The 11,767-nt window shown below is 59.4% G+C and carries 11 protein-coding genes; 7 read left to right on the top strand and 4 right to left on the bottom strand.

Features of this window, described 5'->3' with window-relative positions:
* Nucleotide 1: 1 nt before the first annotated feature.
* The 4 genes from KIO74_RS25590 (at nt 2) to KIO74_RS25575 (ending at nt 5,256) form a co-directional block, all read left to right on the top strand.
* Nucleotides 2–781 carry an SDR family NAD(P)-dependent oxidoreductase gene (locus tag KIO74_RS25590; RefSeq protein WP_213337854.1) on the top strand — a complete coding sequence of 260 codons (780 nt, stop codon included), beginning with the start codon at nt 2–4 and terminating at the stop codon, nt 779–781.
* Between the two features lie 113 nt (nt 782–894).
* Nucleotides 895–1,863: an MBL fold metallo-hydrolase gene (locus tag KIO74_RS25585; protein WP_213337853.1), complete on the top strand. Its 969-nt coding sequence runs from the start codon at nt 895–897 to the stop codon at nt 1,861–1,863.
* Nucleotides 1,864–2,250: 387 nt separating this feature from the next.
* Nucleotides 2,251–4,062, top strand: coding sequence for a flavin-containing monooxygenase (locus KIO74_RS25580; protein WP_213337852.1), 1,812 nt, complete (start codon nt 2,251–2,253; stop codon nt 4,060–4,062).
* 30 nt (nt 4,063–4,092) lie between these two features.
* A complete protein-coding gene (locus KIO74_RS25575; protein WP_213337851.1) occupies nt 4,093–5,256 on the top strand; it encodes a CaiB/BaiF CoA transferase family protein in 1,164 nt (387 codons plus the stop codon).
* 104 nt (nt 5,257–5,360) lie between these two features.
* Here the strand turns inward: KIO74_RS25575 and KIO74_RS25570 are convergent, their stop codons facing one another.
* The gene (locus KIO74_RS25570) at nt 5,361–6,512 is read right to left on the bottom strand and encodes a DJ-1/PfpI family protein (protein ID WP_213337850.1); all 1,152 of its coding nucleotides are present in this window, start codon (nt 6,510–6,512) and stop codon (nt 5,361–5,363) included.
* A 98-nt stretch (nt 6,513–6,610) separates the two neighbouring features.
* Between KIO74_RS25570 and KIO74_RS31970 the strand changes: the two genes are divergently transcribed.
* Together KIO74_RS31970 and KIO74_RS31965 are read left to right on the top strand one after the other, a co-directional pair.
* Nucleotides 6,611–7,138: a DJ-1/PfpI family protein gene (locus KIO74_RS31970; RefSeq protein WP_349629236.1), complete on the top strand. Its 528-nt coding sequence runs from the start codon at nt 6,611–6,613 to the stop codon at nt 7,136–7,138.
* Nucleotides 7,078–7,608: a GlxA family transcriptional regulator gene (locus KIO74_RS31965; RefSeq protein ID WP_249731476.1), complete on the top strand. Its 531-nt coding sequence runs from the start codon at nt 7,078–7,080 to the stop codon at nt 7,606–7,608. The genes KIO74_RS31970 and KIO74_RS31965 overlap by 61 nt, the downstream gene beginning before the upstream one ends.
* Nucleotides 7,609–8,044: 436 nt before the next feature.
* Here KIO74_RS31965 and KIO74_RS25560 read toward each other — a convergent pair whose 3' ends face one another.
* The 3 genes from KIO74_RS25560 to KIO74_RS25550 all read right to left on the bottom strand — a co-directional run bounded on the left by KIO74_RS25560 (nt 8,045) and on the right by KIO74_RS25550 (nt 10,759).
* On the bottom strand, nt 8,045–8,605 hold the full coding sequence (locus KIO74_RS25560; RefSeq protein ID WP_213337849.1) for an SCO family protein: 561 nt from the start codon (nt 8,603–8,605) through the stop codon (nt 8,045–8,047).
* Nucleotides 8,606–8,670: 65 nt separating this feature from the next.
* The gene (locus tag KIO74_RS25555; protein WP_213337848.1) at nt 8,671–9,693 is read right to left on the bottom strand and encodes a L,D-transpeptidase family protein; all 1,023 of its coding nucleotides are present in this window, start codon (nt 9,691–9,693) and stop codon (nt 8,671–8,673) included.
* A gap of 481 nt (nt 9,694–10,174) precedes the next feature.
* Nucleotides 10,175–10,759: a TetR/AcrR family transcriptional regulator gene (locus KIO74_RS25550; RefSeq protein WP_213337847.1), complete on the bottom strand. Its 585-nt coding sequence runs from the start codon at nt 10,757–10,759 to the stop codon at nt 10,175–10,177.
* 113 nt (nt 10,760–10,872) lie between these two features.
* On the opposite strand from KIO74_RS25550, the gene KIO74_RS25545 reads away from it, so the two are divergent.
* Entirely contained in the window at nt 10,873–11,757 is an 885-nt protein-coding gene (locus tag KIO74_RS25545) for a metallophosphoesterase (protein ID WP_213337846.1), read from the top strand.
* Nucleotides 11,758–11,767 lie beyond the last annotated feature (10 nt).

Here is an 11,767-nt window from a genome sequence, read left to right as displayed (position 1 = left end):
GGTGATCGTCAGACCATTGGCGGAATGTGCGGCGCTCGTGACCGGCTCGAGTGGCGGCATCGGGTTGGAGATCGCGTCACAACTGGCGGAAGCGGGCGTCCCGAGGTTGGTCCTGAACGGCCGCGATAGCGAACGCGGCAATGAGGCCGTGGCCAAGGTGCGCGCTCGTGCTCCAGCTTGCGACGTGCGTTTCGTGCGCGCCGATGCTAGCAAGCCGGAGGAAGCGCGCGCACTGGTTGATCGCGCGGTAGCCGATCTCGGCGCCCTCGATATCCTCGTGACAAGCATCCCTGGGCATCTGTCGCCACGGCCCTTTCACGAGATCTCGGTATCTGCCTTTGACGAGCAGTTACAGTCGCATATTGGCAGCGTCCTCTACACCTGCCATGCGGCGCTGCCTCATATGATCGCTCGCGAGGGCGGGACAATCATCAATCTGGCGTCCGATGCCGCGAAGGTGGCAACGCCGGGTGAAGCCGTGCAGGGCGCCTGTAAGGCGGCTGTCGTCATGTTCTCGCGTACCTTGGCTCTCGAAGCCTCGCGACACGGCATTCGCGTCCACGCAATCACGCCCTCAATCGTGAAAGATACATCGTCGTATCGCCGTGTGATGTCGAGCGAATTCAGTCAGAAACTATTTGCCAAAGCGGAAAGCAAGGCACGCCTCGGCGTCGTCACTCCCGCCGACATCGCACCGGTAGCAGTCTTTTTGGCGGGGCCGGGCGCGGCGCGCATGACCGGGCAGGTCATCAGTGTCAATGGCGGCATCTCAGTCGCATGAGGCCGCCGCAGCACATAGTCCCCTCGTCCCCTCGTACGGACGCGCAGCATCGAGAGGCGAGGCCTCTCAGCTACCCGTTTCTGGCGCCACCTGCGCCTGGCGAGGCGATAGCTGTGGCGGCGGGAATCCTCTGGCTGCGCATGCCGCTTCCCTTGCGGCTGAACCATATCAATATCTACATTCTCGACAACGGTGATGGTTGGACCATAATCGACACCGGCTATGGAGACGACGCCACCCTGTCGCTGTGGGACCAGCTTCTGCAGGGTATGCTTGCCGAAAAGCCAGTCCACCACATTATCCTCACGCATCACCACCCCGATCATATGGGCGCCGCCGGATGGCTGGCGCGCCGGACCGGCGCCCAGCTACACATGACCCGGACAGAATTCCTGCACGCGCATCTGCGAGCTTCCGGCGTATTCAGGGCGCACGCCGATATCGAGAAGCTTTTTCTGCTCGCCCATGGCATGCCTGCGGACATCGCCCATATCGTCGCCGACGGCGGATCCGGCTTCATGCGGGTTGTGCAGCCAATGCCGGCAACCTTCGCGCGTCTCCACGATGGCGATGTCATTGAAGCCGGAGGACGGCGCTGGACGGTAATGACCGGCGGGGGGCACTCCGACGAGCAGGCTATGCTCTACAGCCCTGACGATCATATACTTCTGTCCGGCGATCAGGTGATTGCGTCGATCACACCCAATCTAGCGGCGAGTTACGTCGAGCCTGGCGGCAGCCCTGTCGATGACTATATCGCGTCGTTGGATCACATAAAGGAAAGCGTTGGGGATGCGACCTTGGTGCTATCGGGTCATAAGCTGCCGTTTATTGGGATACGCGAGCGGATTGATGCGTTGGTCGCTCATCATGAGGAGACCTTTCGGAAAATCTGTACAGCTGTGGAGCGCTCGCCTTGTCAGTGTATCGACCTCGTCCCGTTGCTCTATCGGCCGGGCTTGTCACCTCATATGACCGGCTTGGCATTAGCCGAAACTCTGGCCCATGTGAATGCGCTCTGTCGCCGGGGGCACGTTCAAATCCACGATAGCAATGGCTCATTTATATTACGTTATCTATAGTACTAACGATAATCGTTGTTTCCCTAGTGGGTGAGCCGACCGATCAGCCGCAATATTCCACGAAATCATCAGGGACATCAACGTCTTTGTCTCGAACGGAATATAGGGGCGTCCTCCAAGGCCAGAATCGTACCTTGCGCTTATAGGTGCGTGAAAGCGACAGCGAATGTGCGGGTGTTTCCTAGTGCAAGGCAGAATCCTGTCGCCCAACTCGAACATGCGGTAACTGCATTTGTCTTCCTCAAAAGGCAGTGCATGCCCAGCAGAACAGACAAGCGGCGAGCCGACTCCATCTATCAACACTAATGTTGACATTCACCTAGGCAGCTCGATAATGAACAAGAAGGTCATGCGATGACGGCTGCACGCGGGCGCAGGGAGAGCACAATGGACTTTGCAAATGTGACGGCTGCGTCGGATCCGCAGAGCATATTCATCGGATGGCTGGACAGATTCTCCGACTATTTGAGCCAGCCGAACGATCGCGATATCTCGGATGTATTTTCCGATGGCGGGTATTGGAAGGACCTGCTGGCCTTTACATGGCAGCATCGCGTATTTGACGGGCTTGTCGAAATCGACGGAGCCATACGCGCAAGCGCGCAATCGGCCCGGCCGTGTAACCTGCGGCCCGCCTCCGGCCGACCAGGGCCAATCGCGCGGCGTCGGGCCCGCCGCAGCGTGATCGAAGCGTTCTTCGATTTCGACACGGCATACGGCCACGGAACGGGATTCGTGCGATTGTTGGCGGGCGACGATGGCCACCTGCCGCGCGCCTGGATCGTTCTGACGACGTTGCAAAATCTTACCGGCGTCGAGGAGAGGATCGGTCGCAACCGCCCATCAGGCGACGAATACTCTCGCAATGAAACCGAAGTCAGCTGGAAGGAAGCTCGTCACTTGGCGCGCACCTTTGAAGACCGGGACCCGGACGTAGTCGTCATCGGCGCCGGTCATGCCGGACTGGTTGCTGCGGCGAGGTTGGCAAGACTGGATATCGACACCTTGGTCATCGAGCGTGCGCCACGTATCGGGGATGTCTGGCGGGGCCGTTACACATCCCTCACGCTCCACAATGAACTTATGGCCAACCATCTGCCCTATATGGCCTTTCCGCAGACGTGGCCGGTTTGGTTGACCAAGGATCAACTAGCCGACTGGCTGGAGTTCTATGCGGCCGCCATGGAACTCAATGTCTGGACCGAGACGACTTTCGAGACGGGCCATTACGACGAGACAAGACGGCTCTGGACGTTGACACTGCGGCGCGCCGATGGCTTCCAGCGGACCATACAATGTCGTCATGTGGTCGTCGCGACGGGGGTGAGTGGCAGCTTGCCCCGCCGCGGCGAGGTACCGGGTCTCGCCGATTTCAGAGGCGAAGTGTTGCATTCGGCAGAGTTCCAGGATGGCGCTGACTATCGGGGCAAGAATGCAATTGTTGTTGGCACTGGTAATAGCGGACATGACATCGCGCAGGATCTCGCCAGGAAAGGCGCCGCTGAGGTGTCCATGCTGCAACGCGGCCCGACTTGTGTCATAAGCCTGAAGCCCGGCGCGTCCATGATCTACAATATCTATAATGAAGACCATTCCATCGAGGACATCGACCTTATCGCGGCCTCGATCCCTTATCCTCAGCTGAAGGACATTTATCGCGGAATCACGCGGAAGGCGGCGGAGATGGACGCCGAGATGCTTGCCGGTCTGGCAAAGGCTGGGTTCAAGACGTATTTTGGCGGCGACGACGCCGGTTTCCAGATGATGTACATGCGCGGCGAAGGCGGCTATTACATCGACGTAGGCTGTTCCGAGATGATCGCGCGCGGCGAGATCAGGGTCCTGCAGGCCAGTGACAGCGCGGGGTTCGAGGCCGATGGTCTGAGGCTTCGCGACGGCACTCTGGTGGCGTGCGATCTCGTGGTGTTGGCGACGGGATTTCACAATATGCAGGAGAACATACGGCTCCTGTTTGGTGACGAGACCGCGGACAAGATAGGTCCAGTATGGGGCTTCGACGATCATTTCCAGATGCGGAATATGTGGCGCCGCACGGCCCAGAATGGGCTATGGTTAACTGGTGGCGCCCTTCTTGATTCGCGCATTTTTTCGCGATTTCTCGCTCTTGAGATTAAGGCTGATCTATTGGGAATCTTGCCCGAGCGTTCCGCTTTGCCTTTGGCGGGATGGGATCAATGACAGATTGGCGATTTGGCGCGGGATCACGCTATGGATAAGGCCAAAGGCGAAGGTGGCGCTCTCGGAGGACTCAGGATCTTGGAGTTTGCCGGGGTGGGTCCGGGACCGTTTTGCGCAATGCTATTGGCTGATATGGGCGCCGAGGTCGTAACGATTGATCGCGTCACGCCAAGCGGGCTCGGCATTCCAAAAGAGCCACGCTTCAATCCCACCACACGCAGCCGCAAATCCGTCATGCTGGATCTGAAACAGGAAGCGGGACGGGATGTGGCCTTACGGCTGATCGGGCAGGCTGACGCTTTAATCGAAGGATATCGGCCTGGTGTCATGGAACGTCTGGGCTTGGGGCCCGAGCCATGTTTCGCGCGCAATCCAAAGCTTGTCTACGGCCGAATGACCGGATGGGGGCAGGACGGCCCTCTCGCGGATGATGTCGGGCATGACCTAAACTACCTGGCCGTGACGGGCGTGTTGTCGCTATTAGGCCCCCGTGACCGCCCACCGGCCATTCCCCTGAACCTGCTCGCCGATCTCGGCGGCGGCGGTCTTTATCTTACCGTAGGTATACTCGCTGCCCTGCTGTCTGCACGATCGAGCGGTCATGGACAGGTCGTTGATGCTGCCATGATCGATGGAGTTGGGTCTTTGATGACACATCAGTTCGGGTTCTTCGCCAGTAATCGATGGACTTACGAGCGCGAATCGAACTTTCTGGACGGTGGTGCACCTTGGTACAATACCTATGAGACGGCAGACGGTCGGCACGTCTCTGTCGCGTCGGTCGAACGAAAATTCTATAATGAGCTTCTTCTCGGCATGGGCTTAGATCCGGCCGAGATACCAGACCAAATGGACAGGATGACTTGGCCTAACCTGAAGGATCGATTTCGCGACATTTTTAGAATGCGTACGCTGAACGAATGGTGCGCTATCATGGATGGCCGCAACGCGTGTTTCGCGCCGGTCCTCACGATCGATGAAGCGACGGCACACCCACATATGATTGCGCGCGAGAATTTTATCGAGGTCGATGGTGTAGTTCAGCCGGCTCCAGCTCCCCGCTTCAGCCGTACTCCATCTCTCATCAAGGGTCCTCCCCCTGTCCCCGGCGCGGACACATCTGTCATTTTGACGGAATGGGGCTTTTCAGACCAGGAGTTAAACGACTTACGAATGCGCGAGGCCATATGCTGAGATTCGGTCGTCGGGAAAGGCTTCCGCCGTCCGATGTTCCCAGGACGAACGGACGGCTGGGATTCGCCTCGCGTTAAAATCAACCTGTGAGAGTCGGCGCGTCATCACCGGCGTCCCGTTGCCTGCCTCGGATATTCGAGCTGCATGGCAACCACGTCGGCGGTGTGCTCTCCGTAGCGGGCCGCGATGGCGACGAGCACGTTGTCGAGCGCATCAACCGGCGTCCGACGGGGAAAGGTCGATACAGGTTGGCTTGCCTGCAAATCCGCGCCTGTCCGGTCGGGCACGACACGGATGCCATTCGAGGTCACCACCGTTTCCGTCGAGCCTGCGTAGCTCGTCGCATGCGAGCGGTAAGTTCGCGACCATGCGTCGGCGACCAGCGCCAGAGACACCTCGTCCATGCCGGGCTCCAGCCTAATTGCGAGCTCGTCATGTTTCCAGAATGCCATCCGGTTGGCGAGCACCGTCGTGGCAAAGGTTCGGGTGAGCCTGAACGCGTTGCTCGCGTGTCGCGCGTCCCATCGCCTGAGGCCAAGCTCGTGAGCCACGGTCTCCGCCTTGGCCCGCCCGGCAATCGCCTCTATCAGCGTCAGCATCATCGGCATGGACGCGGTGATGCCAGTCGTCGTAGCGACCACGCCGTCGACCACAAGCCTTCGGTCGGCGACAGGCCGGATCGTCGGATTTTCGTCGCGCAACTGCTTCAGGAAATACCAGTGTGTCGTCGCTCGCTTGCCGTCGAGCAGCCCAGCAGCTCCGACGACCCTGGCGCCGGCGCACACACTAACGATAATCGCGCCTCTTTCCGCCTGACTTCTGATCCAGGCAAGGGCAGCGGGATGGTCATGGGGCTCCATCGCTGGTACGATCACGTAGTCGGCGCCTTGGGTATGCTTGGCGTCAAACTGCACGATGGTCGCGTCCGGCTCGACCTTGAGTGCCGGATAGAGCTGCATGGGTCCCGGTCCGGTCGACAGCATGAGGACATCGGCAATGTTGGCCCTCCGCAATACGCCTGTCGGCATCAAGTAATCAGTCGTCTCGGTTGCTTCATTGATACCGATGACGGCGATCAGCGGCCGTTCCCGTTTCGGGGGTTTCAAGGCGAGCAGCATGGCCTCGACCTCCTCCACTGGGACCGTCGGCGCATTGGCGGTCGTTGCGGATGGCAGGCTCAAGACCCAGCCGCCGATACTGGCTACCGCCATAAAGATGAGGACTGCTCCACTCCAGATGAACCAGGATTTCGACATGGCGCGACGTCTCCAACGAATGAAGAGAAATGCGCTTTCAGTCGGGTCCCCGGCCTTCCAGCACCCCCAAACTCTAGCGGTGGCGGAAGCTGGCAGAAATGACAAAAAGAGTGTACTTTCTGCCAATGTACCATGTGATCTTCATTGTTTATCCCGGCTTCGAGGTGCTTGATGTCTCCGGACCGGCAGCGGTCTTGAACGGCGCCAACCACGCTCTGGGTCAGCGCGGCAAGCAGGCATTTTACAAAGTTGTGGTCGCTTCCGGCCAAGGCAGCGCGGTGGAGAGCAGCAGCGGCGTCACGGTGGAGACGCGACCAATTGGAGAACTGCGACCCGCAGGGACCCAAACGGTACTTGTAGCAGGGGCCGAGCGGGATCCCCTCCTCGTGGCGGTGTCCGACCCGGTCTTGCGGGGTATCCTTCCGCGGCTCGTCGGAAAAGCGGAACGGTTCGGTTCCGTCTGCACCGGCGGCTTCCTGCTGGCCGCGTTAGGCCACTTGACGGCCGTCGCGTCTGCACGCATTGGGACTCCTGCAAGCCCTTCGCGCAAGTCTTCCCGAAGGTCATGGTTGATCCCGATGCACTTTACGTGGTCGACGGCAATCTGTGGACTTCGGCCGGGGTAACCACCGGCATTGACATGGCGCTGGCGATGGTCGCATGCGATCTGCATCCGGCGATTGCCGGCGAGATCGCAAAAAGGTTGGTGCTTTATGCCCGGCGTCCCGGCCACCAATCCCAGTTCAGTCCTGTTCTCAAGGCGCAGGTCAAGAGCGACAGCCCTTTTATCGATCTGGTCAGCTGGATACAGTCCAACCTCGATAAACCGTTGGACGTGCCATCGCTGTCGGCTCGCGCTGGTATGAGCGAACGCACATTTCATCGCAAATTCGTGGCGGCGACCAGCGAAACGCCCGCCCGCTTCGTCGAGACGGCGAGACTTGACACGGCGCGATTACTCTTGTCTCAAGGTTTGCCGCTGAAGTCGGTCGCGGCGCAGGTGGGCCTGTTTCCGGCCGCGCGTTTCAAGGAAATTTTTGAGCGCCGCTTCGGCGTTACGCCGCGCCTCTTCCGCGATATGCATGCCGCCCTCTGACCAGTTAAAGTGGATATGGTGATGCACCGAAATCGAAAACTCGGAGGCCGACAGTAGTGGTCAGGTTCCAGCGAACTGTCCCGGACAACCTTGGCTGGAAATTGACGCCGCCGTCATTCAAGATCCCCCTTGTCGGAACGGATACCGGACATCTTCTTGGCACGAGCCGCGCGGCTGTCGGCATCGTGGCCAACACGATACGACGTGGCGAGAGTGGTGCGGCAGGCGCTTGACACCAGGCGCCGTCCGGTAGAACGCGCGCCACGGCCGACGCCATCGTCTTCGCCATCCTGCTTGCTGGCACAAACGTTTCCACAGTCCGCGATTTTTGAGAAAGTGAATTCCTGCGCACCTGTTGTCAGCTGGCCCTATCAGGGGGGCATAATTTGTCCCGTATCGAAATAGTTCTCCTTCATCGTAACGATCTGGCGGGGCCTCATTGCAAAAGAAGCCGCAATTTGGCCAAAGCGGAGCTTTCCGCCTCATGGTAGTCGATCATCGATCGGAAGCGGCCGTCTGATCCCATCAGGAATACAGAGGCGGTGTGATCCATTGTGTATCCGCTCTCTGTGGGCACCTTCTTTGCGTAGGCCTTGTAGGCCGCAAGTGCCTTGCTCACTTGCTCCGGCGTTCCGGTCAGGCCGACTATCCTTGGGTTGAACGACTGCAGGTAAAGAGCCAATTGCTCTGGATTGTCCCGCTCAGGATCCACGGTGACGAAAAGAACCTGCAGACGCTCCCCGGCCGCCCCCAATTGATCCAGATATTTAGACAGCTCAAACAGCGTTGTCGGGCAGACCTCGGGACAATAGGTGAACCCGAAGAACACGGCCGCCGGCCTTCCCCGGAAATCGGCGTCGGTCAGGCTGCGACCGGTGTGATCGACAAGCTGAAAACTGCCACCGATATCGGCGACGGCGGTCGGAACCGGGCGGGCGGGCGCGCCAGGCCCATCAACCCGCCACCAGCCCAGCCCCAGCGCCGCGAGCGCTAACATCAGGATGAGGACGCCAGCCCAGGCGCCATAGCGGACAGACTTCAACACAGCCATGCCGGTCGACCTCATGGCTTGGCAATCGCGCCTGTAACGTCCGGCTCCTGATTTTGGTGGTCATAGGGGTCGAGCAATGCAGCGCCTGGCTGGCTGATCTCAACCTTCCCCGCGACGAGCGGCTGCATGCTCTTGGGTCCCATCTCCTCCAGCATGCTCCGGAAGCTCTTGTGCATGCCACCATCCACATAGGCATAGGTGGCGACTGGCGTTCCCGCGGCGATAAGCTCAGAAATGTGCGCGGATTGTGCGCCTTGATAAGCCTTGACTTGCATCTCAAGCTCAGGATCGAGTTCGTAGGCCGGACACGGCGCTCCGGGCACCAGGGGCTCGCCGCCCGCACGCGCGTTGAAGACATAGCGCGTGCCGCAGGCGGACACGCGGGGTGGAAGCCGCGTCGCCTCGAAGTGATCGCTGCCTTCCTTCAGGTTTTGCCAGAACGGAAAATTGGGGTCGGAGCGGTGTCGCGCCATGTTGTTCGGCGTCATGCGGAACGGAAGCGCCTGCACCTGGAAGTTACGTTGCCCGCCAATGAAAGCCTCGCGCGCCAATCCGTAAATTTCGGTGACACCAGAGTCGGTCATTGCGAAACAGCCTGACGAAGAGCACGCTCCATGCACCATCAGGGCCGACCCGGTATAGCCGAGTGATCGCTCCAGAGGATTGGGATATCCGAGGTTGAAGGACAGATAGAACTGGGACTGTGGATTCATCAAGTCCGCGGTAACATTGTAAAATCCCTCCGGAGCCTGCCTGTCACCCTCGCGCTTCTTAGGGCCAAGCTTTCCGGACCAGCGGCACATGGGGTAGACTTTCAGAAGTGCAAAGCGGCCTGTACCGTCGCGCTTCCAGACCTCCAGCTCGCTTTCTTTCTTATAAATCCGGATGAGGATCGGGTCGCCCTGCGCCATGCCCTTAGCGGCCATGTCAGCGACAAGCGCTGCCGGAAGCGGCTTCATATGCCTGCCATCGGAGATATCCGAGATGCATCCCCCGAGAGCCAGACAGCCCACGACCAGAACGATCTGCCGCATCGCAGCCCTTATCCGGTGCACAATCCTGACCTGTCCCATCCTGTCCCACGCGTTGAAAAAAGAGCACCGGTATCATTGTAAAACCTCGAGTTCCTAGAGGTTCAAGAGCAAAAATGCATTTAACGCGTATTTGTTAAACGGGGCGCGGATATCCGCCCAAGCCGAGCAACGACATGGCTCCGGGATGGAGTGTGCCTGACACACAATATCCAGATTTGTTTGGCGCTCGCGTTGTGAGAACCACTTATAGATGGCATACACTCGTTGATATGCTGAATGCGGCTCAATCATGGATAATAATAATTGGCTTAAGCGCTTTATATTGAGGTGAAATTCTTACATTCACAATATTTATATATTATCTCACTTCCGTCCCGTAGTTGTCGCCCGCTCGACGCCTGAAGGAAGACCATGTCCCCGGTGAGCTCTTTCCCGGCTAAGCCATTTATTAATGCCGAGTTGCGTTCTTCACCGGAAGGTATCAAACGGTAAGAGCACGCAGGCACATGTCGACGATGCGATTGACGTGAACCTCCGTCAGAGGTTGTTGGGTCGCCCGATGTCGTTTGAGTGTGTTGCGGATCGCGCCGCGAATGAACGAGCCAGTCAATTGCGCCGATAGCGGCGCTTCAGCCTCTTCCACATCCGAACGCTTGAATACGGCGACGCTATGCTCGGTGACGGTGCGGAAAATCTCCAGCATTTCGACGCGCGAGATCGCCGGTGTATTGGTCAGATAGTCGTAGAGCGCTGCCAAGGTCGCGTCTGACCAGATCATCTCGATATAGGCGCGCACATATCTTTCGACGCGCTCTTCATAAGGCAGAGCGGGATCGATATTCGCGACGACCACATGCTCCATCGTGACCGCGATCTGGCGGCACACCTCAAGGATGAGCCCCTCCTTGGACGGGAAGAAGTGGTAGAGCGATCCCATGGCGACGCGGGCCTTGTCGGCTATCGTCGCCATCGAGGATTGCAGTCCGTTCTCCACGAAGGTGATGGACGCCGCCTGGAGGATGCGAGTACGCGTATCGATCTGCACGGTCATAGAGTGAACGTTCATCCTACTGTCATTGATTGACACTAACTCCCCTTCCACGCGCTGGCAAGACGCTGGCGGTGCGCATGCCGGCGGCAATGGATGGCTGGCACGCCGACCAATCAGGCGAGGGCTCTATGACCGGTTCAGTTACCTTCGTGCATCTGACGGATATTCACGTCTCGGACGCGTCGCTGAACGACACGAAACTCCATTCGGATACATCCGCGAACCTCGCGGCGATCCTGGAGGAGCTGAAGCGCCTCGAGCCGGTTCCTTCGTTCATCGTCGCCAGCGGCGACCTGACCAACCATGGCGACGCCACTTCCTACGCGCGTCTCAAGCAGATCATCGCGGACTCGGGCGTCACGCCGCCGCTGCTCGTCAGCCTTGGCAATCATGACAATCGCGAGGGCTTCTACCCCGGCTTTCTCGGCCGCGACGATCAAGGTCTGAAGCCTTATGACCATGACCAGGTGATCGATGGCGTGCATATCATCGTCCTGGATTCGAGCGTGCCGCACTGGATCGGCGGCGGGTTCGAAGCCGGCCAGCTCGCGTGGCTGGAAGCCCGCCTCGACGCCCACCCGGACTTGCCGAAGCTGCTGGTCAGCCACCATGCGCCGGCGCTCGACGACGATGTCACCATGGAATGGGAATCGCTGACGCTCGCCGACACCGAGCGTTTGCGCAAACTGCTCGCCGGCCGCAGCAATGTGCTCGGCATTCTCTGCGGGCATATCCACTACGATCGCGTCAGTCATTGGCATGGAATTCCGGTCGTCGTCGGCATGGGCCAGCACGCCGCGACCGATCCGCTGACGCTGTCCAACGGCCTTCGCCAGCTCTCCGGCACCGGCTTTGTGGTCGGCACGGTGCGCCCGTCGGGTCTCACGGTGTCGTTCTGCCCGATGCCGGCCGACCGTCATGAGATCAACTACCTGCCCTACGACCGCATTCGCGAGGTCGCGGCGGAACGCCTCGCGGCAGCCAACGCCGCATCCGTAACCACTGCAGCCTGACCCGTCCCTA

It is taken from the genome of Chelatococcus sp. HY11 (genome assembly GCF_018398335.1).
GTDB lineage: Bacteria > Pseudomonadota > Alphaproteobacteria > Rhizobiales > Beijerinckiaceae > Chelatococcus.
This window is presented reverse-complemented; position numbering and strand designations above follow the sequence as displayed.

Excerpts from the sequence above, each read along its gene's own strand:
- KIO74_RS25550 (WP_213337847.1), bottom strand. The coding sequence starts at position 10,759 with ATGAACGTTCACTCTATGACCGTGCAGATCGATACGCGTACTCGCATC.
- KIO74_RS25580 (WP_213337852.1), top strand. The coding sequence starts at position 2,251 with ATGGACTTTGCAAATGTGACGGCTGCGTCGGATCCGCAGAGCATATTC.
- KIO74_RS25555 (WP_213337848.1), bottom strand. The coding sequence starts at position 9,693 with ATGCGGCAGATCGTTCTGGTCGTGGGCTGTCTGGCTCTCGGGGGATGC.
- KIO74_RS31965 (WP_249731476.1), top strand. The coding sequence starts at position 7,078 with ATGGTTGATCCCGATGCACTTTACGTGGTCGACGGCAATCTGTGGACT.
- KIO74_RS25570 (WP_213337850.1), bottom strand. The coding sequence starts at position 6,512 with ATGTCGAAATCCTGGTTCATCTGGAGTGGAGCAGTCCTCATCTTTATG.
- KIO74_RS25545 (WP_213337846.1), top strand. The coding sequence starts at position 10,873 with ATGACCGGTTCAGTTACCTTCGTGCATCTGACGGATATTCACGTCTCG.
- KIO74_RS25560 (WP_213337849.1), bottom strand. The coding sequence starts at position 8,605 with ATGTTAGCGCTCGCGGCGCTGGGGCTGGGCTGGTGGCGGGTTGATGGG.
- KIO74_RS25575 (WP_213337851.1), top strand. The coding sequence starts at position 4,093 with ATGGATAAGGCCAAAGGCGAAGGTGGCGCTCTCGGAGGACTCAGGATC.
- KIO74_RS31970 (WP_349629236.1), top strand. The coding sequence starts at position 6,611 with ATGACAAAAAGAGTGTACTTTCTGCCAATGTACCATGTGATCTTCATT.